The sequence below is a fragment of the Williamsia sp. z34 genome (genome assembly GCF_059553395.1).
The window spans coordinates 375,657-398,628 of the sequence record NZ_JCANWW010000005.1 but is presented as its reverse complement, the minus strand read 5'-3'; the positions used below and the strand labels follow the sequence as shown (position 1 = coordinate 398,628).

The window sequence follows — 22,972 nt, the reverse complement described above, 5'->3', positions numbered from 1 at the left end:
GGAGAACACTTTGGGTAGGCAGAACTTACGAGGAGTACAACGTGGACTTCGACGTCACGATTGAGATCCCCAAGGGACAACGCAACAAGTACGAAGTGGACCACGAGTCGGGAAAGATCTATCTCGACCGGTACCTGTACACGTCGATGGGTTATCCCGCCGACTACGGATACATCGACAACACCCTCGGCGAAGACGGCGATCCGTTGGACGCCATGGTGTTGCTCCCCGAGTCCGTCTACCCCGGCGTGATCGTCCGCGCCCGCATCGTCGGCATGTTCCGCATGACCGATGAGGCCGGTGGCGACGACAAGCTGCTGGCAGTGCCCGCCGGAGATGTCCGCTGGGACCACGTCCAGGACATCGGCGACGTCGACGACTTCGAGCTCCAGGCGATCGCGCACTTCTTCGAGCACTACAAGGACCTCGAGCCCGGCAAAGACGTCCAGGCCGGCGGATGGACCGGTAAGGCCGACGCCGAGAAGGTCGCACAAGAGGCGATCGATCGTCTGGCCAAGCACCCGGACGAGGCGAACGAGCCCTCTCGCGGCTGATCGACCCCGAACACGAACAAGGGCCCGCCTCGCAGCAGCGATGTCGGGCCCTTCTCGGTGGGGGGGGTCAGGACCGGGCGCGGTCCGCGGGTGTCTCGTTGGCCTCGATGAGGCTGCGTTCTGCGGAGCTGACGTAGCGGCCGAGCAACTCGGTCAAGGTCTCCACGTCACCGTCATCCCAATCGGCCAGCATCGTCTCGAGTTCTTCGGCCCGGCGGTTGCGGAAATCGGCGACCCGCTGCGCACCGGACTCGGTGACCACGAGGATCGTGGCCCGGCCGTCGCGCGGATCGGCCTCACGCCGGACATAGCCCAGCTTGACCAGTTGAGCGACGTGCCTGCTGATGGTCGACGGGTCGCTGAACAGCGCCTCGGCCAACTCACCCGAGCGTGCCGGCGCCCGATTCAGCCGAAAAAGGCAGTGATAGGCCGCTGACTCGACAGCATCGTCCGCGGTTCGCCACCGCGTCGCCGACAACCGGTCACGCACCCGCAGGTGCCTCGCGAGGACCTCCATGAGATCCGCAATCTGAGCGTCGCGCGACGCTGTCTCCTTCGACATGGTCCTTCTCATGGTTCAACGAGTTTCGACTTGCAACTAGTTGTTGGCAGAAAGTATGGCCCGCGTCACGGAGCTTTCGCAAGAACCCGGCGTCGCCGACGCGACAAGTCGCACCCGCTGGGCGGTGCCACTAGCCTGATGAGTCGTGACTCCATCCCCGCCGAACTCGCGCCCCCACTTCACCTCGATGCCAGATCTGGCTCTACGCGCTCTCGGCGGCGCGGTCCTCTGGACCAACGACGCCCTCTTCGCCGAGGCCGAGAATCTCATCAAGACCTCTGCCGCCGAATATCAACCGGCGACCTTCGGGCACAAGGGTCAGGTCTATGACGGCTGGGAAACCCGGCGCCGGCGCGAAGCGGGTGTGGACCAGGCCATCGTGCGACTCGGTGTCCCCGGCATCATCTACGGCGTCGTGGTCGACACATCCTGGTTCGTCGGCAACTACCCCCCTTACATTTCAGTGGAAGCTGCTGCGGTCGAAGGCATTCCGACCATTTCGGAGCTGCTCGAGAACACCAAGTGGCAGACGATCGTCGATCGCGTCGAGGTCAACGGCGATACACAGAATCCGTTCCGGGTGGACTCCAAGGAGCGGTTCACCCATGTGCGGCTCACAATCCATCCGGACGGTGGCGTGGCCCGATTCCGGGTGCACGGCCGTGGCGTCCCCGACCCGAAGTTCTTGTCCTACGGACACTTCGACCTCGCCGCCCTCGAGAACGGCGGCATGATCACCGCCTGCTCCAACATGTTCTACGGTTCCCCGAACAACCTCCTGATGCCCGGCCGGGCCCGCACGATGGGAGAAGGCTGGGAGACCTCACGGCGGCGCGACGACGGAAACGACTGGGTCCAGGTCAAATTGGCCGGTGAGTCGACGATCGGCCTGGCCGAACTCGACACCAGCTACTTCTTGGGAAATGCACCGGGCTCGGCGATGATTCGTGGCCGCGACGGCGAAAACGGTGAGTGGTTCGAGGTTCTGGGCCGATCCGCCCTGCAACCCGACACCCGACACCGGTTCCTGATCGAGGCAGACCGGCCGATGACCGAGGCCCGCCTCGACATCTTCCCGGACGGCGGCATGGCACGACTGCGGTTGTACGGCTCGCTGACCGACGACGCTCGCGCACGGATCATCGATCGCTGGGAAAACGGCGAGAGCTGATCGGCGGATCGGTCCGCATCACGCCTGCGATCAGGCGTGGTGTGGGGCGTCAGGCCGCGGTGGCCCGTTCGAGCAGTCCGGGCAGCACGCGGTCGGCGATGAGCTGGGCCGAACCGGGCCGATCACCCGTCCGCCCCAGGTCGAGAGGCCGCAGGATGACCGCATCGGCGACCTCGGCGGTATAGATGTCGACGATCAGCGTCAGCAATCCGTTGGCGGTGCCGACATAGCGGACGGTGTCGCCGAACCTCGACTCCCCCAGCCGCAGAAGCTCTGCCCGCGCGGTGGCCGCGTCCTCGGCGATCACCACGTCGATCTCCAACGCCACCACCAGGTCCGCGGGATCCTCGCCCAGTTCCTGCCAGCCGGCACGCAGTGCGGCTCGCTCCTTGATGCCGCCCCGCAATTCCGGCTGGCGGATCCGGCGGACCGCCGAATCCCGGGCCTCGGACGGGCCAGGCCTGCTCCAGGCGAGCTGGTGGTTGTCGCCCTCGATGGCGACCAGCAGTTCGGGGCGGGTGCGTACGGTGGTGACGCGATCTGCTTCGGTCATGATTTCTCCTGCTCAAGAGTGCTGTCCACGAGTGAGTTCAGTTGCCGGGCAAGCTCATCGATGCCGGTGTGGGCGTCCCATCGGATGACGGCGGGCTCAGGGTGTCCGGCCACGGTCAGTGAGGCGATTCCCACGCGGTCACCGGCATCGGGCCACAGCTGCAGTCGGCGGATCCCGGGATGCCGGGCGGCTTCGGCGTCGAGCCACTCGGACAGTGCCTGCTCGTGGAGACCGGCGCTCTCGTAACCGAGGTCGGCCAGCGCCCGGGCCGGGGACCGGTCAGTGCCGACGTTGCCGGCGACGGTGTCGATATCGGCGTCGGCACAGTCGGCGAGCCAGTCGCCGCGGCCCACAACCACCGCCGGACCGGCGACGGACCGGCCGGACAACACGAGGTAGTCGATCCCGTGGCTGGTCAGGTTCACCGCCCGCCGGGACACGAGCTCACTGCCATCGACCAGCAGTCGCGCGCCGCGTCGGTGTGCGATCGCCGCCAGCGCGGGCAGCGGCACCACTTCGCCGGTGGCCTCGGCGACGGCCGGAACGATCAGGAGTGCGGCGCGACGGCGTCCGAGCTCGCTGTCCACCGCGGCCAGGGTGGTCACCAGATCGATCTGCGCCGGCACCACCCGGTGGTCACCATCGGGGGTGGGGTTCGTGAGGGCGGCGGTCAGATCAAGTGTGACGACGCCGCCGGGCGCGACACCGGCGACCAGCGCAACGGCTTCGGCGAGTTCGGAGGCGAACAGGACCCGATCGGTCGGGCGGGCCTTCACAAACCGGGCGATCTCGTCCTTCAAATCGTTCGTGGAGGAGTTCGTCACCCACAGTCCCTTCAGATCCGGACTCGGCCGGAGTCCGCGCTTGCCACCGTCCGAACAGACAGCGGCCAGGTTGTCACCCGGAGCACCCCGCCGCGAATGGAGGGTTGCCGGCCAGCAAGCCGGGGCTTGTCGCTGACACTCGTCACCGATGACCACATTGCAGCGCCGTTGATTTCCCTGTCAAATATCGAACCTCTTTAACGCGGCGTGAATGTTATTCCGCGCTGGCCGCGGCCTTTTGTGACCTGCGCCGATGCTGCCACCAGCGAGCGGCGAAATAGAGAAGCATGAGCGCCCCGGCACCGAAAGCCAGGTAGAACATCACCGTCGCCCCGACGGTTTCACCGACCGCGTAGCCGATGATGCACACCACGGTCACCCAGACGACACCACCGGCGACGTTTGCCAGCACATACTGACGCGTCGGCATCTTGCTCATCCCCGCCACAAACGGGGTCACGGTGCGCACGTAGCCGATCCAGCGGGCTCCGATCACCGTGGCCACCCCACCATGGCGGATGAGTTCCTCGGCCTTCTGCCAGCGTTCTCGTCCGACCCATCCGCCGAAGCGGGTTTCGGTGATGCGGCCTCCGGATCTGCGGCCGATGGAATAGCCGGTCCAATCGCCGAGCACCGCGGCAACGCAGGCACCGACGATCAGCCAGACGATGTTGGTCTCGCCGAGGGCGGCCGCGACCCCACCGGCGAGCAGGACCGTCTCACCGGGCAGGACCAGACCGAGCAGAGCCGCCGCTTCTCCGTAGATGACGACGAACACCAAGAGATACACCGCCCACGGCGGCGTCGACTGGATGATCGAGATGACCCAGTCGGCCAGCGAGTGAAAAATGCCCACCCTCCGATCCCCGGTGACGGCCGCAGGCGGCGTCGCCCAATTCTGCGTTACAGAGCCTGGTCGAGATCCTTCAGCAGATCGTCCACACCCTCAAGACCGACCGACAGCCGAACCAGCGAATCGGACAACCCGATCGCAGCCCGACCCTCGGGTCCCATCGCGCGGTGGGTGGTGGTCGCCGGATGCGTGATCAGCGACTTCGAGTCCCCGAGGTTGTTCGAGATGTCCACGATCTGCAGACCGTCGAGCAGTTCGAACGCCCGCGCCTTCCCGGATACCGAACCGGTGTCGGCGAGTTCGAAGGTCACCACGGTGCCACCGCCCGACATCTGCTTCTTCGCCAAATCATGCTGCGGATGTGATTGCAGGAACGGATATCGCACCCGCGCAACCCGCGAATCGGCTTCGAGGAACTCGGCGATGCGCAGCGCCGCGGCGGTCGAGTGATCCACCCGCAGCCGCATTGTCTCGAGTCCCTTGAGTAACGTCCAGGCGTTGAACGGGCTCAGCGCCGGACCGGTGTGCCGCATCAGGGTCTGCACCGGACCGTCGATGTATTCCTTGGACCCGAGTACGGCACCACCCATCACACGGCCCTGACCGTCGATGTGTTTGGTACCCGAATACACGATGACGTCGGCGCCGAGTTCCAGGCCACTCTGCAGGAGCGGGGTCGCAAAAACGTTGTCCAGCACGACCTGTGCACCGGCGGCGTGGGCGAGCTCGCAGACCCGCTCGACGTCGACCAGGGTCTGCATCGGGTTGGACGGGGTCTCGAAGAACACCGCGTCGGTCGGCTCGGAGAGCGCCTGTTCCCACTGCTCGAGGTCTTCGCCGTCGACAAAGACGGTTTCGACGCCCCAGCGGGGCAGGATCTCGTTGCAGACGACAAAGCACGAACCGAACAGGCTGCGTGCGGCGACCAGCCGGTCACCGGCCTTGAGCAGCGCACCGAGTGCCACGAACACCGCGGCCATGCCGCTGGCGGTGGCGAAACACGCCTCGGCGCCCTCGAGCTGACGGAGTCGCTCCTGGAACATCGCCACGGTCGGGTTGCCGTAACGGGAGTACACGAAGCGCTCGTCCTCGCCGGTGAAAGCCCGCTCGGCCGCGGCCGCGGACGAGTAGACATAGCCCGAGGTCAGGTACATGGCCTCGGAGGTCTCCTCGAAGCCGGACCGCATGAGGCCTCCGCGCACAGCGAGGGTCTCGGGCGAAAGTCCCTCGGGCAGATTGGCGTTCAACTCGTCCTCCATCGTGCGCAATGCATTGTCTGGTAGCCGGCGGCCGGAATCACGACTGCCGCCACGGGAGGCCGGTTGCCTTCCACCCGACCGCACCGCGATGTCCGTCCTGATCGGTCGCACCCTCGAAACCGTCGAGAATGTTGTACGCCTTGGCCACGCCGTCGGCGGTCGCGGCCTCGGCTGCACCGATCGAACGCTGTCCGGACCGGCAGAGGAACACGACCTGCTGATCGTCCGCAATACCGGCCTGGCGCAGCTGCGTCACGAAATCGGCGTTGCGGGCACCGTCGGGAAAGCTGACCCATTCGATGAAGATCGCCCTCTTGGAGACATCGGTCAGGTCCGGCACGCCCACGTAGCTCCACTCGGCCTGGGTCCGACAGTCCACGAGCACCGAGGTCGGATCCTCGCGCAGGAGGTTCCAGGCTTCTTGCGGGGTCAGATCACCTGCGTAGCTCATGAGCACACCTTCCAGTTACCGGCCTCTTTGACCAGAACAATAGGTGTGATCGTGGTTTCGCTCTTCTCTTCCCGGAACCAGTGCACATTCGCCGTTGCCCGGTCGCCGTTGACGACGGTCTCCGAGATGTTCTCGACCTCGATCTTGCCGTCGGCGTCCCGCGCTTTTTGGTATTCGGCCCTGAACTCGTCCTGGGTCGGGAAGTCCGCCGAGTCGAGTTCTGCGGTGCAGAAAACGGCACGGTAGCTCGTGTAGTTGATCGCGTTCTGCGCCGTGTAGTAATCGTTGATGGCGTGGGTCACCTTCGCCTGGTCCGTCAGCCGGTCCTCCGCCGGACGAAGTACCTGCATGAGGACGATCGCACCGAGGACCACCACCATGATCACGACCGCAACCAGGAACGGCCAGATGGTCCGTCGCTCGTCGTCGAAAACTTCTGGTTCTGTCTCTTTGCCCCCACCTGACCGCTTGCGGTTGGGTGCGGAGTCGCTTCCTGCCATGGCCGCGAGCTTATCGCTCGTATTTGCCCGACCTGCCACCAGCGTGAGACGGTTAACAAGATTTTGGTCAGCCAACCCTTACTTGACTGACCCTGAAACCGACGTTTTTGGTTCCGGCCAGGTCCAGCGCCTACCGTGGGAGGGAAGTAGCCACCCCAGGTCCGCGTCGGTGACGGCCGCCTGAACTCTCCGCACGAGAAAGCAACTGCGACTCATGAGCGATCAGAACCGCCCGCTTCGCGTGGCCATCATCGGTGCCGGCCCCGCCGGTATCTATGCCGCCGACGCATTGATGAAGTCGGACTTCGCAAAAGACCACCCGGCGCCGGGACCAGAGGGAGCGGGCCGATTGTCAGGTGTCTCGATCGATCTGTTCGAGCGGATGCCGGCCCCGTTCGGGTTGATCCGGTACGGCGTGGCCCCGGACCATCCCCGGATCAAGGGAATCATCACCGCCCTGCACAAGGTCCTCGACAAGCCGCAGATCCGGTTGATCGGCAACGTCAACTTCGGCAGTGACATCGCGCTCGAAGACCTGCAGACCATGTACGACGCGGTGATCTTCTCCACCGGCGCCACCGACGACCGCGCGATGCAGATCCCGGGCATCGACCTGGACGGCTCCTACGGCGCCGCGCAGTTCGTCGCCTGGTACGACGGACACCCAGACTTCCCCCGCACCTGGCCGCTCGAGGCCGAAAAGGTCGCGGTCATCGGTGTGGGCAACGTGGCACTGGACGTGGCGCGGGTACTGGCCAAGACCGGCGATGAGTTGCTGCCCACCGAGATCCCGGCCAACGTCTACGAAGGTCTCAAGGCCAACAAGGCCGTCGAGGTCCACGTCTTCGGTCGCCGCGGCCCAGCCCAGGCCAAGTTCACCCCGCTCGAGCTCAAAGAACTCGATCATTCCCCGACCATCGATGTGATCGTCAACCCCGAAGACATCGACTACGACGAGGGCTCGACCATGGCCCGCCGATCGAGCAAGATCACCGACCAGGTCGCCACCATCATCGAGCAGTACGCGATCCGCGACCCCAAAGGCCGCCCGCACAGGCTGTTCCTGCACTTTTTCGAATCCCCCACCGAGATCCTGGGCGAAGACGGCAAAGTCGTCGGGCTGCGCACCGAACGCACCGAACTCGACGGCACCGGCAACGTCCGCGGCACCGGCAAGTACACCGACTGGGAACTCGGCGCGGTCTACCGGGCCGTCGGATATCTGTCGGACAACCTGCCCCAGCTGCCGTTCGACGAGCAGGCCGGGGTCATCCCCAACGAGGCCGGCCGGATCTTCGATCAGGGTGAGCACATGACCGGCATGTACACCACCGGCTGGATCAAACGCGGCCCCGTCGGCCTGATCGGGCACACCAAGGGCGACGCCAACGAGACCGTCGACTGCCTGCTCGATGACATGGCCGAGGGCAAACTCCTGCATCCGGCCGAGCCCGGCGAAGACGCCATCATCAAGTACCTCGACAACAAAAACGTCGCCTTCACCACCTGGGACGGCTGGTACCGCCTCGACGAGCACGAACGCGCCTTGGGTGCCGCCGAAGGCCGCGAACGCGTCAAGGTCGTCGAACGCGACGAGATGTTCGCCGCCTCCGAACCCCACAAGATCAACAAGGGCTGACGCCCGAAATACAAAATTCGCGCCACTTACTCACGTCTGCGCCGGTTGCAACCGGCGCGAACGCAGGTAAGTGGCGCGAGTTTTTTATTTGGAAGCCGATATGAGGGCATCCCTGACGAACTCGGCGTACCGGCGATGGTCGGCGCCCGGGGGCGCGTAGTGGGCACCGAATCGCGCATCATCGACGTACATCTGGCCGAGTCCACGGATGTACTCGGCGGATACGGGCGCACCACTCGTCCGCAACCAGGCGATATGCCGGCGGGCGTTGGCCTGAGCGGGTTCATCGGACGGGTCGGCGCCGGCCTCGACGAGTGCGATCCAACGGGCGGCGATGGCGTCGTGTTCGGCAGCGAAGTCTTGGCGCTCGTTGTCGCCCAGTGAACGGTACCAACGGTCCGATCGCCGGTAAGCGTCCGTGCCCCAACGCTTTTCGACCTCCTCGCGATGCACTGTGTGATCGAATCCGGCAAAGGCGTCTGTCGGCATGATGTCGAGTCCCTTCTCGAGTTGGCTGATGGTGTGGCCGACCGAGGAGATCTGCTGATCGATCTGATCGCGCCGCATACGCAATGCGGCCTGATGCTCGATCAGCGCTTCGAGCACCGACTGATCGCCACCGAGCACCTCGCGGATCCGGGTGAGCGGAAGTCCGAGCTCGCGCAACAGCAGAATCCGCTGCAGTCGAACGATCGCAGCGGAGTCGTAGAACCGCAGTCCGCCGGGCCCGATTCGTGACGGGCTCAACAAACCGATCTGTTCGTAGTGCCGCAGCGTGCGTGATGTGACACCGGAACTACGGGCGATGACGCCGATCGGGTGGTCCATGTCGACCTCCTTTGGTCGAAGACCACACTGCCGGTTGACGCAACGTCAACCGCAAGCCCCAAACCTAAAATTCGCGCCACTTACGCACGTCTGCGCCGGTTGCAACCGGCGCGAACGCAAATAAGTGGCGCGAATTACCTTGTGGCGGGCTAAGGGGTCGGCTTCGCCGAGGTGGTCGGCGCGACATCGTCGTCCGGCGTGTTGTCACGACGCTGGATGTTGGCCCAGAAGCCGATGTTGTTCTGCAACGGGTCGATGTCGCTGGAGATGGTGTAACCGGAGATCGAACTCGGGAAGCAGCCGAACCACTTGGTCTCGATGCGGAGCTTGTCACCCTTCTTGAGCTTCGGGGTGAACTTCTGGGCCCCGTTGAACTCCTGGAGGTTCACGTTGGGCCAATCGCGGCCGTGTGCGGTGACCTCCATCCAGCGGACCATGTACCAGGAGTTGACCCAGGGGTCACCCGGCTTGCCGAACGAGCAGAACACGCCGCCGGTCAGCTCGAGGTCGACCGGCCCGGCGGGGGCGGCCTGCGCAGCCCCGGTGGCGACAACACTTCCGGTGGCGATACCGACTGCTGCAGCTGCGGCGACGGCGGCGCGAATCAACTTCTGCTTCATCTTCACTCCTCTGGTGGCACCACGACGGTGGCATATGGGGATCAATCGGACGCTGACGCCTGAGCGTTAGCCAAGAAATCGCTGAGAGGCAAGTTATCCGGCCATCGTTACCGTTTCGTTACCGGAGTTTGACGGGTCCTTGACTCAACTGCCGGACCGGAGGCAGGTTAGGTTACCCTCGCCAGAACTGCTCATGCGCGGCACAATCCGCGGTTACCCACGGACAAGAGGCACCTCCGTTGACCAAGAAAACGCGCCGCATGTGGGGTCTGGCACTCTTGCTGACCCTGCTGGTCGTGGTCTGCGTGGCGTCCATCGCGATCGGTTCACGGGTGATCCCGATCGGCGACGTCTGGGACGCCCTGTGGGCCGACAACGCCCCGGGTGCGCCTGACGCGGTCGGGATCGTCCAGGACCTCAGGCTCCCCCGCACCGTCCTCGGGTTGATCGTGGGCTTGTCCATCGGCGCCGCCGGCGCCCTCACCCAGGGCCACACCCGCAACCCACTGTCGGACCCGGGAATTCTCGGCGTCAACGCCGGCGCGGCATGTGCGGTGGTCACCGGTGTCTACATCCTCGGGATCACCACGCCGATCCAGTACATGGGCTTCGGCCTGATCGGCGCGCTGATCGCCGCCAGCCTGGTCTTCTTCCTGGCCTCGGTGGGCAAAGGCGCGAGCCCGCTGACCCTCATCCTCGCCGGAACCGGCTTGACCGCAATGCTGACGGCGATCACCTCGGCAATCGTGCTCGTCGACTCCAAGTCCCTGGAGGCGTGGCGGTTCTGGCAGGTCGGCTCGATCGCCGGGCGCGATACCGACGTCATCTGGGCCACCCTGCCCTTCGTCATCCCCGGCCTGCTCCTCGCGCTGGCAAGCGGGTTCTTCCTCAACATCTTGTCGCTGGGCGACGACATGACCAAGGCGCTGGGTTCACGGGTTCTGCAGGTCCGGATCGTCGGCATCCTGTCGATCACCCTGCTGGTCGGCGCAGCCACCGCCGCCTGCGGACCGATCGTGTTCCTCGGACTGGTGGCGCCCCACGTGGCCCGGTTCTTCACCGGCCCCGACTACCGCTGGATCGTGCCCTACTCCGCCCTCATCGGCGCGGTGTCCCTCATCGCCTGCGATGTGATCGGCCGGATGATCGCCCGCCCGGGCGAGGTGCAGGCCAGCATTGTGCTCGCCGCGGTCGGCGCCCCGTTCTTCATCGCCCTGGTCCGCGCCAAGAAGCTGGTGGCCGTATGAGTGCTCCCACCAAGGACGCGTCGGGGGTCCCCCCGGAGAAGTCCTCGGCCACGACCGCCCCACCGCTGCCGACCAACCACCTGCGGCGGACGGTGGTGCGTTTCGCCGGCGGCACATTTGTGGTGCGCCCCTGGGCAACCGGTGTCGGGCTGCTCCTGGCCGCGTTGGCATTGTTCCTGTTCGCGTTCAGCATCAGCATCAGCGATTTCCCGATGAGCACCGTCGACGTCGGCCGGATCCTGCTCGGCGGCGGAACCCGCGCCGAGAATGTCGTCGTCTTCGACACCCAGTTGCCGATCGGGCTGGTCAGTCTGCTGGTCGGGTTCGGATTGGGTATGTCCGGCGCCCTGACCCAGGTGATCGCGCGTAACCCGCTGGCCACCCCGGACATGCTCGGGATCACCTCCGGTGCCAGCGCCGCCGCCGTCGCCGTGATCGCCTTCGGATCGACCTGGGCATCCTGGCTGGCCGACCTCGGACTGGCCACGGCAGCACTGCTCGGCGGCCTGGCCACCGCCGCGGTGATGTACGTCCTCACCTGGCGCAAGGGAATCGACCCGATCCGGCTGGTCCTGGTGGGCGTTGCCATCACGTGGGGATTGCAGGCCCTGATCGCCTACCTGCTCACCCGCGCCGACATCGATCAGGTGCAACGGGCCCAGCTGTGGATTGTCGGGTCGGTGTCCGGTGCCGGATGGTCGGCGGTGTGGCCACCGCTGATCGTGCTCATCCCGGCGATCGCCATCGTCTGCATCCACAACCGGAATCTGAGCCTGATCAGCCTGGGCGACGACGTCTGCCGCGGCCTCGGTGTTCGCGCCGGTCCGGTCTCGGCCCTGATCCTGATCGTGGCGGTGATCGTTGCCGCGGTGTGTGTCTCGTCTGCGGGCCCGATCGCGTTCGTCGCGCTGCTGGCGCCCCAGATCGCGATGCGGCTGACCCGCGCCGAGGTACCCGGCCCGATCACCTCCGGACTGACCGGTGCCGCCCTGGTGCTCGGCAGTGACCTGCTCTGCCGCACCGTGATGCCCGCCGGCATCCCGGTCGGCGTGGTCACCGCCGGCATCGGCGGTCCGGCCCTGATCTACCTGATGATCCAGATCAACCGAAAGGCCTCGGTATGAGCGCCGCCATCTCGCAACCGAATTCAGCGCGGATCGGGGCCACCGGCCTGCAGGTCGGATACGGCGATCGCACGGTCATCGACGACCTCGACATCAACATCCCCGACGGCAAGGTCACCACCATCGTCGGACCCAACGGCTGCGGCAAGTCGACGCTGCTGCGCTCACTGGTACGTCTGCTCAAGCCCACCGCCGGGACCGTACTGCTCGACGGCACCGACATCTCGTCGATGCGCACCAAGGACGTCGCGCGCATCATCGGTCTGCTACCCCAGAACCCCGTCGCACCAGAGGGTTTGACGGTCTCCGATCTGGTCTCACGTGGCCGTCACCCGCACCAGTCGTGGTACCGCCAGTGGTCGCCGGAGGACGAGATCGCGGTGACACAGGCGCTGGAACAGACCAACTGCACCGACCTCGCCGACCGAACCATCGACGAACTCTCCGGCGGCCAGCGTCAACGCGTGTGGATTGCCCTGACCCTGGCCCAGCAGACGGACATCGTGATGCTGGACGAGCCGACCACCTACCTCGACCTGTCACATTCGATCGACGTCCTCGACCTGGTCGACGACCTGTGCCACGAACACGGCAAGACCGTCATCATGGTGCTCCACGACCTGAATCTCGCTGTCCGCTACAGCGATTGGCTGATCGTGATGCGCGACGGCGAAGTCATCACCGAAGGCACACCGACCGAGGTGATCACCACCGAACTCCTGGAAGCGGCCTTCGGGTTGCGATCCCAGGTCCTGACGGACCCGGTGTCGGGCGGGCCGATGATCGTTCCGATCGGCCGCAAGACGTAGTCGCCCTCGTCGAGCGCGAAAGCCGCAGGGCTAGAACACGAATGCGGCACCCAGCCACAGCGATGCCGCGATCAGCGCTCCGGCGAGTTCGATGATCATCGCCACCCCGGCCGCCTTCGTGGCCGCCACCGCACCGTTCCAGCCGCCCCGAACATTCTTGCAACGCCACCATTCGGCCAGGAATGCGCCGAGCACGAACCCGATGATCAGTCCGACCACCGGAACGACGAAGAACCCGACGATCCCGAGCAGCCCACCGGTGATCACGGTCCGCCCCGGCACGCCCGAGTTCTTCATCGACTTGTTGGCGACCAGGTATTTGACGGCGGCGGCACCGCCGAGGAACCCGGCTGCGATCGCGAGCACCAGCCAGGCCCAACCGCCGACCACGAACGCCCACACCGCGATTGCGGCCAGGATCAGGGTCAGTCCGGGCAGTACCGGCACCACCACACCGCAGAGTCCGAGAAAGATGACCGCAGCAACAACCAGCTCACCTGCAAATGGCACCGAGAATCCCCGCTACCGGTTGTTGTCGACGGCGGAGGACTGCTTGTTCAGTCCTACCTGCGGACGCTGCCCCGCAGGAGGCAAGGACTGCGGGGGCGGGGCCTGCCGCGAGGGAGCCTGGGGTGGGGATTGCGGTGGGGGCGGCGACGTTTGCGGACGGACCGCTGCCGGTGGGCGGCGGGCGATCCGGGTCTGGTTGGCGTCGGCCGAAGGCGCGCGTTCCGGTTCCGGCGGCCCCTGCAGCGGCGGCTTGGGCGACGGTGCGAGGGACGCAGTACTGACCGGCCGCACCATTCGCGCGGCCGCGGTGGCGCGTTGGCGAGCGGTCGCGACGTCATCGGCGGTCGCGATCACCACGCCCATCCGGCGTCGGGCGAAGCTCTCCGGTTTGCCGAACAGCCGGATATCGGTTTCCGGAACAGCAAGGGCGGCAGCAACATTCTCGAATGCGATGGCCGGTTCATCAAGTCCGCCGTAGATCACCGCGGAGGCTCCCGGGGAGGCCAAGGTGACGTCGACCGGCAGCCCCAGGATGGCCCGGGCATGCATCTCGAACTCCGAGAGTCGCTGTGTTCCAAGGGTGACCAACCCGGTGTCGTGCGGACGGGGACTGACCTCAGAGAAGTAGACGTCGTCGTCCTTGACGAACATCTCCACCCCGAAGATGCCGCGGCCCCCGAGATGGCCGTCGCCGAGCGCAGCCGCGATCCGGGCGGCCACCGAGGTGGCGCCACCGAGCGCGGTCTCGCTCATCGGTTGGGGCTGCCAGGATTCGACGTAGTCGCCGTGCTGCTGGCGGTGCCCGATGGGAGCACAGAAGTAGGTGCCCAATTTGCCCGTGGCCGGATCGACCGCACGGACGGTGAGCAGCGTGATCTCGTAGTCGAAGTCGACAAAACCCTCAACGATGACGCGGCCACCCTTCACCCGGCCGCCGGCGACTGCGTGGTCCCAGGCCCGGTCGATCTCGTCCGGACCGCGAACCACACTCTGGCCCTTGCCCGACGACGACATCACCGGCTTCACCACACAGGGGAAGCCGACGCGGGCGGTCGCCGCCCGGATCTCGTCGGCAGAGTTCGCGAAGGCATACGGCGAGGTGGGCAGGCCCAGACGCTCGTCGGCGAGACGGCGGATCCCCTCACGATTCATCGTCAGCGCGGTGGCCCGCGCCGTCGGGATGACCTCGGTGAATCCTTCTTCGTGGATCTCGACGAGGACCTCCGTCGCGATCGCCTCGATCTCGGGCACCACGAAGTCCGGGCGCTCGGCCTCGATCACCGCGCGCAGGGCCACCGGATCGGTCATGTTGACGACGTGCGAACGATGCGCAACCTGGTGCCCGGGCGCATCGGGGTAACGGTCGACCGCAACAACCTCGACACCCAGGCGCTGAAAGGCGATCACAAGTTCTTTGCCGAGTTCGCCTGCGCCCAGCAACATCACCTTGGTGGCGCCGGGCGACAACGGCGTACCGATCCGCTGCGGCACCGAATTGATCACGACGCCGGATTCCGAGTTGCTGATAGTCACGCGTCCAAGGCTAACCCCTGTGGGCCCGGCAATTGCACAGGTAGACCCTGTCGAAGGCGATCAAATCTGGCCGGTTGGGCCGAATCAGCCCATCCGCGCATGTAGATAGCACCAACGCCACCTCTCCCCGGGCTGCAGCGAACGGATCACAGGATGGCCGGTGACCTCGAAATGTCTGGTCGCATGCCGGCGTGGGCTCGAGTCGCCGCAGGCGATGTGCCCGCAGGTCAGGCATCTACGCAGCGGCTCCGGATCGTTCACGCCGTCGGCGGCGCAGTCGAGGCAGACGGCCCTTTCCCCGTCGGGCGCGGTCTCGGATACCGGATCCTGCGCCGGATCAGTGGGTGCCGCCGCAAGTTCCGGGCACAACTCCTCGGCCGGTTCCATCACGTCGGCGGGTTTGATGAGCCGGTGCATCGCCGATCTGCGGATCGGTTTCATCCCCGGCTCCGCTGATCGTGCCCGGCCTCTCCGGTCGCTTGAGCGGCATAGAGATCGATGCCGGACGTGGCGACGTAGACCTCGGTTTCTTCCGAACGACCCCGCAGCAGGGTCGATTCGGATCGTCTCCAGTACGCGGCCTCACTCTCGGTCGCCGACCCGATCACCCGGCCGGACGCCACCGGAGCGGTCGGATCCCGTTTTGCGAACTCGCTGAGCCGGGCCGCCTCGTTCACGGCGTCACCGATCACGGTGTACTCGAATCTCTCTATCGCACCGACATTTCCCGCGACGACCGGTCCGTACGCGACGCCGATCCCGGCGGCGAGTTCGGGGATCTCCCCGGACAGACGTTCGGAGATCTCCCTGGCGGTCGACAACGCCGCGGACGCCGGGTCGTCCAGTTCCAGTGGCGCACCGAACGCCGCGAGCACCGCATCACCCTGGAACTTGTTGACCAGGCCGGAATGCGATTCGACCGCCGAGACAACCACCGCGAAGAACTTGTTCAACAGCGCGACGACCTCATCCGGGGGTAGCGATGCGGCCAGCGCCGTGGACCCGATGACGTCGACGAAAACGACGGCCACATACCGCTCGGTGCCGCCGAGTTCGGGATTCTGGGCCAGCGCAGCCTCGGCGACGTCCCGGCCGACGTGCCGGCCGAACAGATCACGCATCCGCTCGCGTTCGGAGAGCCCTTCGACCATCAGGTTGAAACCCCGTTGCAGATCGCCCAATTCGGTGCCGTCGTAGACGACCACCCGGACGTCGTTGTCGCCCGCGCTGACCTTGGTCATCGCCTGCTGGACCGAGCCGACCGGCGCCTTGATCGCACTGATGCTGAGGTAGTTGAGCAGAAAACCGGTGAACAGGCCGATGGCTCCGAGCACCATGACCGCCACGAAGACATCGGTTTTGCTGGTGCTGTCCCGAAAGACGGAGAAGAAGGCGACCAGCATCGTCCCGACGATCGGGATGCCCGACCCGAGAACCCAACTCAGCATGACCCGGGTACGTAGTCGGCTACGTCGTTTGATGCCGGGATAGCCGGCTTCGAGGGCCTGGGCCGCCACCGGCCGTAGCGCGAACTCGACCAGTAGGTACGAGATGGCCGAGACCACCGCGCCGGACAGTCCGACCACCAGGGCGATCTTCGGGATGAGTTCGGGGTTCAGGATGCCGTAGCAGAGGGTGAACAGGACCCCGGCGATGAACCACAGCAGTAGCTGCATCTGGGTGAGCACCCACGGTGCCCGCAGCGCCCATCGCGCCTGCTGCGGTGTGGGCTGCTCGTCGCGCAGCGCCCATCGCAGGTGCCGTAGGACCCTGGCCGTGCCGAACGCCCAGCCGAAACAGAAAGCGACGGCGACATATACCGGGGCGGCGATGAAGTTGACCCACCAGAACTTCGTTTCGAGCACGCTCGGTTCGGGGATCCCGATCACCACCAGCAGCATCGCGATCGCGGCACCGATCGCGTTGGCGGTCAGCACCGACACCGTGATCAGCAACTGGATCCGGATGCGCTGGCGGCGGGGGGTCTCGGTCGCAGAGCCGAGCAACACCGAACCGAAGTCCGATTCCTGTCCGGGAAATCTCACGCCTTCACCCTCTGCCGATTCATCAACATCCGCAATCTACCGGCTGCGAGGTGCAGCAGCTCATCATGCGGCACCCGGTCCCGCGACGGGATGGTCGGGGGCGCTCAAACAAAAGCCGCCGATCAGCGCAATGCTGACCGGCGGCCGGTGTGTTCGAAATCCGGATCAGATGATCTCGCGACGAACGATGGTCTGGTCGCGACCGGGGCCGACGCCGATGCAGGAGAAATAGGCGCCGGAGAGCTCTTCGAGACGCAGGACGTAATCCTGTGCGTTCTTCGGCAGCTCCTCGAAGGTGCGGCAGGCCGAGATGTCCTCCCACCAGCCGGGCATCTCCTCATAAATCGGCTTGGCGTGATGAAAACCGGTCTGGGTCATCGGCATCTCGTCCACCCGCTGCCCGTCGACCTCGTAGGCGACACAGATCGGGATGGTGTCGAGGCTGGAGAGGACGTCGAGCTTGGTCAGGAAGTAGTCGGTGATCCCGTTGACGCGGGTGGCGTATCGGGCGATCACCGCGTCGAACCAGCCGCAACGACGGGCGCGTCCGGTGGTGACACCGACCTCGCCGCCGGTCTTGGCCAGGTAGGCGCCCCACTCGTCGAACAGTTCGGTGGGGAACGGTCCCGAGCCGACCCGGGTGGTGTACGCCTTCAGGATTCCGAGCACCGTGGTGATGCGGGTCGGGCCGATACCCGAACCGACCGATGCGCCACCGGCCGTCGGGTTCGACGAGGTGACGAAGGGGTAGGTGCCGTGGTCGACGTCGAGCAAGGTGCCCTGCGAGCCTTCCAGCAGCACGGTCTCACCGGATTCGAGCGCCTGGTTCAGCAGCAGTCGCGTGTCGGCGATCCGATGCTTGAATCCTTCGGCCTGACCGAGGACCTCTTCGACCACCTTCGCCGGATCGAGGGCACGACGGTTGTAGATCTTGGTGAGGATCTGGTTCTTGATCTCGAGTGCGGCCTCGACCTTCTGGGTCAGGATGCTCTCGTCCAGCACGTCGGCGACACGAACCCCGACGCGGGCGATCTTGTCCTGGTAGCAGGGACCGATACCACGTCCGGTGGTACCGATCTTCTTGTTGCCCAGGAACCGTTCGGTGACCTTGTCGATGGCCACGTGGTACGGCATCAGCAGGTGGGCATCGGCCGAGATCAGCAGACCCGAGGTGTCGACGTCGCGGTCTTCGAGTCCCCCGAGTTCGGTCAGCAACACACCGGGGTCGACGACGACGCCGTTACCGATGACGTTCTTGACGCCGGGGGTCAGGATCCCGGAGGGGATCAGATGCAGGGCGAAGGTTTCACCGTTGGGTAAGACGACGGTGTGCCCGGCGTTGTTTCCGCCCTGGTACCGCACCACCCACTGCAGACGTCCACCCAAGAGATCAGTGGCTTTACCTTTACCTTCATCGCCCCATTGGGCGCCGATCAGCACGATCGCAGGCATGTACGCGCTCCTTCCGGCCGGTATACGCCAGATGCGACACCGAACCGTGGGTCAACCCTACTTGGTCACAAACGGATATCCGTGACCGGACCTCCCGGCACGCGGTGGTGGCTCACAAAATCGGCGCCTATCGGCGATCAGTAGGATCGCCGATAGGCGAAGGTGTGGGACAGGTGGGTCCACCGGATATGAGCGAGGACCGAGTGCGACCAACAGATGTACGGGTGATGGCCGACGAGTCCGTGCGGGTCATCGCCGAGGAGTCCGCGGCGGCCGAACTGATCCCGGCCGGGCTCGAAGCGGTCCGCACCACCCGCGAGCGGGCGCCGATCATCTCCGCCCTGACCGAGGCCTTGTCGGATCCGGCGGTCAAGCGTTTGATCGTCGTCGCCGGGCCCGAACTGCCGGACGCTTTCTGTGCCGCGGTGGTCGGCCGCCTGATGCTCCTCGAACGACTCGATGTCGAGGTCGCACTGGTTCTCCCCTTCTCGACGCCCGCCACTCGCGTCTACGGCCTGCCCAGCGGGCAGCGGGCCGCGACGCTGGCCGTCGAGGGGACGGCGGTGGAGGTACCGCTGATCCGCGACGACATGGCGATCGTGTTGCTCGGCACCGCCCGCCAGCGCGGCGTCGACGGCGAGTTCGACGGCGAGAGCTACGTCGACAGCACACTGCTGGTCCGAGGCAAGGCCAAGGCGGTCGTGGTCGAACCCATCCCCGAGATGCCCGGGGTACGCGCCCGGCTGGACAAACGCTTCCGCGCGCGTTGGCATGTCGGCCGGGCCGCACAGACCGGCGCGCCGGCGCTGATCGTCGAACGCGACGGCGTCTCCGCGCAACGCCCGACCAAACGCTCGACCTTCTACCGGCACCAACAGAATTGGCACCTGGTGCGACCGTGACGTCCGGCACCATCGGGGTGCTCGTCCGCGCCGTCCGTCCCGGACCGGTGTTCCTGGCCGTTGTCGCGGCCACGGTGCTCGGCGGGGTGATCCTGTGGAATGCCGGTGGCGAACGAACTCCGACGGCCATCTTCGGCGCGCTGCTGATGGTGATCGGCGGTTGGGTCATCTCACTGTGCCTGCACGAGTTCGCCCACGCCGTAACCGGATTCCGGTTCGGGGACCACGGCGCCGCGCTCCGCGGTTACCTGACTCTCAACCCGCTCAAGTATGCACATCCGGGGCTGTCGCTGGTCCTGCCGTTGCTGTTCATCGTCCTGGGCGGTATCGGATTTCCCGGTGGTGCGGTGTACATCAACCAGGCCGGTTTCACGAAAGCCCAACGGAGCCTTGTCTCGGCCGCGGGGCCGCTGACGAACATCGCGTTGGGCGGGGTCTTGCTGGTGCTGATCGGCAGACAAGATCTGTACGCGGTGCTGCCCGAGCTCAATTTCTGGTCGGCGCTGTCGATGCTGGCGGTCCTCCAGATCACCGCGGCGTTGCTGAATCTGCTCCCGATCCCCGGTCTCGACGGCTACGGGATCATCGAGCCCTATCTCTCGGATCAGACGCGGCGTTCGGTGGAGCCGATTGCGCCGTATGGCTTTCTGCTGATCTTCGTCCTGCTGTTCATCCCCACGCTGAACAACCTGTTCTTCGACATCGTCTACGGGATCTTCGAGTTGGGCGGCGCCGACCGGGCGCTGGCGTCGTGGGGCTGGCAACTCTTCGTTTTCTGGCGCTAGCCCGAACCCGATGATGTGCCCTTTTGGCGAACAAAACCCCAGGTGGGGCCCGCCAAAAGGGCACATCATCGGAGGGCGGTGAGGTTACCAGGTGATCTTTTTGTGGCAGTTCTCCTGCATGCCGGCCGGGTCGACCTGGATGGTGGCGTGATCGAGTCCGTGGGCCTCGAGCACTTCCCGGGCCGCGAGTAGAACAGCCGCGTTGTCGGAGGTCGTGGTCACGTGCACCGTCGCCACATCCATGCCGGTGGTCAGGGTCCACACGTGCAGGTCATGCACATCGGTGACTCCGTCGATGCCCACGAGTTCGCACCGGATCTTGTCGACGTCGACGTGTTGCGGGGCCTGCTGCGCCAGGATCCGAATGGCATCCAGGGCCAGTCGAATGGCTCGCGGCGCGACCCACAAGGCGATCAGGACGGCGACGACGAGGTCGGCATAGGGCCAATTCGTGGTCATGGTGACCACACCGGCGATCAGGACACCGACTGATCCGACGGCGTCGGCGAGCACTTCCATGTATGCCCCGCGCACCGCAATGCTCCCCTTGGAGTCGCTGCGCAGGAGCAGCATCACCACGATGTTGGCGGCCAACCCGATCAGCGCGACGACCACCAGGGTGAGCCCGGGGACGTCGGGGTCGGTACCGATCCGTTCGATCGCCTCGTAGAGGACGTAGACCGCGACACCCATCAGCAGGATCGCGTTGGCGATGGCGGTGAACACCTCGGCGCGATGCCAGCCGAACGTCTTGACGTCGTCGGTGGCGCTGTGGCGGGCGAGCAACAGCGCGCCGAGCCCCATCAGCATCGCGACGACGTCGGTGAGCATGTGGCCGGCATCTGCGATCAGAGCCAGCGAGTTCACCATGACGCCGACGGTGATCTCCACGACGAAGAACACCGAGATGATGACGGCGCCGACCACCATGGGCCACAGCCTGCGATGCTCCCCCGTCAGCACGGGCGAGTGACTGTGTCCGGCATGGCTGTGCGAGTGACCCACCAACGCCCCCTCGGGTAGACGGATGCGGCCGGAATCAGCCGGACACCAATATATGCACGTTCTTGCATGTGTTGCAAGAGGTGCAATCACCGCAAGGTGGCGATCGCCGATACCCGGGACAACCCACAGACCATCAGCAGATCGACCAGCGTCGACCTGACCTGCGCCAGGATCACGGTCTCGGTGAGTCCGCTGTCCTTGACGAGGCTCTTGCCCGACCGCCGCGCGATACTGCGCAGTACCCGTGCGGCTTCAGCCTGGTCGGGCTGGTGCCCCGGATCGGCCAGCATCATGTCGTTGAGCACATAGAAGGCGTGTCCGAGCTGCGAGACCAGGTCGATGATCTCGGGCTGGATCTGTTCGGAGTTCTCGACGGCCCCGACCGCGCGGCGCGCCAGCACCCGGACGTTGCGGACCGCATTGTCGAGAGGGTCGGCCACCGCCGCGACCCGATCGAACCGCGAGTGGTTCGCCCAGTGCAGCGGCGAGATCCGGCTGATCTCCTTGCCGCCGGAGATGTCGGCACGCATGGCGTCGATACCCGACTGCGTGCCTCGTGCCCGGTCCAGTGCGGCGCGAACCCGCTCGGAATCCATCCGCTTGAGACTGCCCGCCACATCGACGAGGACGTCGGCGATCGTGGACATGACATTGGCGGCATCACGCCGAGCACGCAGCACCGGGTGGATCGGGACCAGCGCGATGACCACGAGGGCCACCACTCCGCCGGTGAAGGCGTCGATCATGCGGTTGAAGCCTTCCATCCCGCCGGGCGGCAACAGTGTTGCGACCAGCACCGCCGAACTCGCCGCCTGCATGGGAACCAGCGGGCCCTTATCGAGGAGGATCGCCGACGACATCGCGATCACCACGACGACCATGATCTGCCAGGTGCCCGATCCGATCACCGAGATGATGAGGTCGCCGACCGCCACGCCGACCGTGACACCGAAGGCAACCTCCATGGCGCGGCGCCAGCGCCTGCCCACCGAGAGACCCAGCGAGATGACCGCGGCGATCGGCGCGAAAAACGGTTGTTTGTGTCCGAAGACCTCAGTGGCGATCAGCCACGCCAGACCGGCGCCCAGCGCACACTGCAGAACCGGCACGATCGCGACCCGCAAGCGTTGCAGGGGCGCGCGAAGCCGGGCCGGGATCCGCTCCCGATCGATCGGGATGCGGTCGCTCAGGCGGCGTCCCGACCGGCCGGACGCGTCAGGCGAGCCCGAGCTCGCCGGCGGCTGCGGGGTCACTTTCATTGAGCAGGTCGAGGCAGCGGAGGTATTCGTCTTCCTCACCGATGGTCTGCGCCGCCCGGGCGAGGACCCCGACACAACGCAAGAAGCCCTGGTTGGGCTCGTGGCTCCACGGAACCGGGCCGAATCCCTTCCACCCGTGGCGGCGGAGCTGATCGAGTCCGCGGTGGTAACCGGTGCGGGCGTAGGCGTACGCGGTGATGGTCGCGCCCTCGTTCATGGCTGCTTCCGCCAGGTAGGCCCAGGCAATCGAAGCGGTGGGATGAGCTGCGGCGACGGCGGCTGGATCGGCCCCGTTCAACAGGTCCGATTCCGCCTCGTCATCTCCGGTCAGCAGGGTGGGCTGGGGGCCGAGTAGATCTCCGAAGGACGTCATGGCCCCATTGTCGCAGCTCGGCCCGAGAACCGGTCGACCCGTACACCCTGCCCCTCCGTTAGATAGGGTGAGCCGAACGCTGCGCGGGGGGTATCTCGGTATCGAGTTCTTCGC

At 65.8% G+C, this 22,972-nt stretch carries 25 protein-coding genes and 1 riboswitch; of the genes, 8 read left to right on the top strand and 17 right to left on the bottom strand.

Features of this window, described 5'->3' with window-relative positions; all coding sequences use genetic code 11:
• Positions 1–41: 41 nt before the first annotated feature.
• Complete coding sequence (locus tag AC51GT_RS15315; protein WP_496322867.1) at positions 42–554, top strand: inorganic diphosphatase; 513 nt, start codon at positions 42–44, stop codon at positions 552–554.
• 67 nt (positions 555–621) lie between these two features.
• Here the strand turns inward: AC51GT_RS15315 and AC51GT_RS15310 are convergent, their stop codons facing one another.
• A complete protein-coding gene (locus tag AC51GT_RS15310) occupies positions 622–1,116 on the bottom strand; it encodes a MarR family winged helix-turn-helix transcriptional regulator (RefSeq protein WP_496329313.1) in 495 nt (164 codons plus the stop codon).
• Positions 1,117–1,261: 145 nt separating this feature from the next.
• On the opposite strand from AC51GT_RS15310, the gene alc reads away from it, so the two are divergent.
• Positions 1,262–2,287, top strand: a complete 1,026-nt coding sequence (gene alc, locus AC51GT_RS15305) for an allantoicase (protein ID WP_496329312.1) — start codon at positions 1,262–1,264, stop codon at positions 2,285–2,287.
• A gap of 49 nt (positions 2,288–2,336) precedes the next feature.
• Here alc and AC51GT_RS15300 read toward each other — a convergent pair whose 3' ends face one another.
• From AC51GT_RS15300 to AC51GT_RS15275, 6 genes are all read right to left on the bottom strand, one after another.
• Entirely contained in the window at positions 2,337–2,840 is a 504-nt protein-coding gene (locus tag AC51GT_RS15300) for a hypothetical protein (RefSeq protein WP_496329311.1), read from the bottom strand.
• Positions 2,837–3,664, bottom strand: a complete 828-nt coding sequence (locus AC51GT_RS15295; protein WP_496329310.1) for an aminotransferase class V-fold PLP-dependent enzyme — start codon at positions 3,662–3,664, stop codon at positions 2,837–2,839. Before AC51GT_RS15295 ends, AC51GT_RS15300 begins: the two co-directional genes overlap by 4 nt.
• A 31-nt stretch (positions 3,665–3,695) precedes the next feature.
• Positions 3,696–3,811: riboswitch (SAM riboswitch) on the bottom strand.
• A 67-nt stretch (positions 3,812–3,878) separates the two neighbouring features.
• Complete coding sequence (locus AC51GT_RS15290) at positions 3,879–4,520, bottom strand: DedA family protein (RefSeq protein ID WP_496329309.1); 642 nt, start codon at positions 4,518–4,520, stop codon at positions 3,879–3,881.
• Positions 4,521–4,567: 47 nt separating this feature from the next.
• Positions 4,568–5,776, bottom strand: coding sequence for an O-succinylhomoserine sulfhydrylase (locus tag AC51GT_RS15285; protein WP_496322860.1), 1,209 nt, complete (start codon positions 5,774–5,776; stop codon positions 4,568–4,570).
• Positions 5,777–5,813: 37 nt separating this feature from the next.
• Positions 5,814–6,227: a rhodanese-like domain-containing protein gene (locus AC51GT_RS15280; RefSeq protein WP_496322859.1), complete on the bottom strand. Its 414-nt coding sequence runs from the start codon at positions 6,225–6,227 to the stop codon at positions 5,814–5,816.
• Positions 6,224–6,727: an Rv0361 family membrane protein gene (locus AC51GT_RS15275; protein WP_496329308.1), complete on the bottom strand. Its 504-nt coding sequence runs from the start codon at positions 6,725–6,727 to the stop codon at positions 6,224–6,226. Before AC51GT_RS15275 ends, AC51GT_RS15280 begins: the two co-directional genes overlap by 4 nt.
• A gap of 214 nt (positions 6,728–6,941) precedes the next feature.
• On the opposite strand from AC51GT_RS15275, the gene AC51GT_RS15270 reads away from it, so the two are divergent.
• Positions 6,942–8,366, top strand: coding sequence for an FAD-dependent oxidoreductase (locus AC51GT_RS15270; protein WP_496329307.1), 1,425 nt, complete (start codon positions 6,942–6,944; stop codon positions 8,364–8,366).
• A gap of 84 nt (positions 8,367–8,450) precedes the next feature.
• Here AC51GT_RS15270 and AC51GT_RS15265 read toward each other — a convergent pair whose 3' ends face one another.
• Both AC51GT_RS15265 and AC51GT_RS15260 read right to left on the bottom strand, forming a co-directional pair.
• Positions 8,451–9,194 carry a MerR family transcriptional regulator gene (locus tag AC51GT_RS15265; RefSeq protein ID WP_496329306.1) on the bottom strand — a complete coding sequence of 248 codons (744 nt, stop codon included), beginning with the start codon at positions 9,192–9,194 and terminating at the stop codon, positions 8,451–8,453.
• 149 nt (positions 9,195–9,343) lie between these two features.
• Entirely contained in the window at positions 9,344–9,814 is a 471-nt protein-coding gene (locus AC51GT_RS15260; protein WP_496329305.1) for a hypothetical protein, read from the bottom strand.
• 260 nt (positions 9,815–10,074) lie between these two features.
• On the opposite strand from AC51GT_RS15260, the gene AC51GT_RS15255 reads away from it, so the two are divergent.
• The 3 genes from AC51GT_RS15255 to AC51GT_RS15245 are packed head-to-tail and all read left to right on the top strand — an operon-like array spanning position 10,075 to position 12,994.
• Positions 10,075–11,061 (top strand): FecCD family ABC transporter permease, encoded by a 987-nt coding sequence (locus AC51GT_RS15255; protein WP_496329359.1) that lies wholly within the window; start codon positions 10,075–10,077, stop codon positions 11,059–11,061.
• Positions 11,058–12,185, top strand: coding sequence for a FecCD family ABC transporter permease (locus AC51GT_RS15250; protein ID WP_496329304.1), 1,128 nt, complete (start codon positions 11,058–11,060; stop codon positions 12,183–12,185). Before AC51GT_RS15255 ends, AC51GT_RS15250 begins: the two co-directional genes overlap by 4 nt.
• The gene (locus AC51GT_RS15245; protein ID WP_496329303.1) at positions 12,182–12,994 is read left to right on the top strand and encodes an ABC transporter ATP-binding protein; all 813 of its coding nucleotides are present in this window, start codon (positions 12,182–12,184) and stop codon (positions 12,992–12,994) included. The genes AC51GT_RS15250 and AC51GT_RS15245 overlap by 4 nt, the downstream gene beginning before the upstream one ends.
• A 30-nt stretch (positions 12,995–13,024) precedes the next feature.
• Here the strand turns inward: AC51GT_RS15245 and AC51GT_RS15240 are convergent, their stop codons facing one another.
• The 5 genes from AC51GT_RS15240 to AC51GT_RS15220 all read right to left on the bottom strand — a co-directional run bounded on the left by AC51GT_RS15240 (position 13,025) and on the right by AC51GT_RS15220 (position 18,534).
• Entirely contained in the window at positions 13,025–13,504 is a 480-nt protein-coding gene (locus tag AC51GT_RS15240; protein WP_496322852.1) for a DUF456 domain-containing protein, read from the bottom strand.
• Between the two features lie 12 nt (positions 13,505–13,516).
• Positions 13,517–15,037 (bottom strand): formate-dependent phosphoribosylglycinamide formyltransferase, encoded by a 1,521-nt coding sequence (gene purT / locus AC51GT_RS15235; RefSeq protein WP_496329302.1) that lies wholly within the window; start codon positions 15,035–15,037, stop codon positions 13,517–13,519.
• Between the two features lie 84 nt (positions 15,038–15,121).
• Positions 15,122–15,478 carry a UBP-type zinc finger domain-containing protein gene (locus AC51GT_RS15230; RefSeq protein WP_496329301.1) on the bottom strand — a complete coding sequence of 119 codons (357 nt, stop codon included), beginning with the start codon at positions 15,476–15,478 and terminating at the stop codon, positions 15,122–15,124.
• Positions 15,475–17,082, bottom strand: a complete 1,608-nt coding sequence (locus tag AC51GT_RS15225; protein WP_496329300.1) for an adenylate/guanylate cyclase domain-containing protein — start codon at positions 17,080–17,082, stop codon at positions 15,475–15,477. Before AC51GT_RS15225 ends, AC51GT_RS15230 begins: the two co-directional genes overlap by 4 nt.
• 165 nt (positions 17,083–17,247) lie before the next feature.
• Positions 17,248–18,534 (bottom strand): adenylosuccinate synthase, encoded by a 1,287-nt coding sequence (locus AC51GT_RS15220; RefSeq protein ID WP_496322848.1) that lies wholly within the window; start codon positions 18,532–18,534, stop codon positions 17,248–17,250.
• Positions 18,535–18,722: 188 nt separating this feature from the next.
• Between AC51GT_RS15220 and AC51GT_RS15215 the strand changes: the two genes are divergently transcribed.
• Complete coding sequence (locus AC51GT_RS15215; RefSeq protein WP_496329299.1) at positions 18,723–19,436, top strand: hypothetical protein; 714 nt, start codon at positions 18,723–18,725, stop codon at positions 19,434–19,436.
• Positions 19,433–20,221: a site-2 protease family protein gene (locus tag AC51GT_RS15210; protein WP_496329298.1), complete on the top strand. Its 789-nt coding sequence runs from the start codon at positions 19,433–19,435 to the stop codon at positions 20,219–20,221. The genes AC51GT_RS15215 and AC51GT_RS15210 overlap by 4 nt, the downstream gene beginning before the upstream one ends.
• A gap of 84 nt (positions 20,222–20,305) precedes the next feature.
• On the opposite strand, the gene AC51GT_RS15205 is transcribed toward AC51GT_RS15210, so the two are convergent.
• The 3 genes from AC51GT_RS15205 to AC51GT_RS15195 form a co-directional block, all read right to left on the bottom strand.
• On the bottom strand, positions 20,306–21,226 hold the full coding sequence (locus tag AC51GT_RS15205; RefSeq protein ID WP_496329297.1) for a cation diffusion facilitator family transporter: 921 nt from the start codon (positions 21,224–21,226) through the stop codon (positions 20,306–20,308).
• An 86-nt stretch (positions 21,227–21,312) separates the two neighbouring features.
• Complete coding sequence (locus AC51GT_RS15200; RefSeq protein WP_496329296.1) at positions 21,313–22,479, bottom strand: FUSC family protein; 1,167 nt, start codon at positions 22,477–22,479, stop codon at positions 21,313–21,315.
• Complete coding sequence (locus AC51GT_RS15195) at positions 22,442–22,858, bottom strand: DUF3151 domain-containing protein (RefSeq protein WP_496322843.1); 417 nt, start codon at positions 22,856–22,858, stop codon at positions 22,442–22,444. The genes AC51GT_RS15200 and AC51GT_RS15195 overlap by 38 nt, the downstream gene beginning before the upstream one ends.
• Positions 22,859–22,972 lie beyond the last annotated feature (114 nt).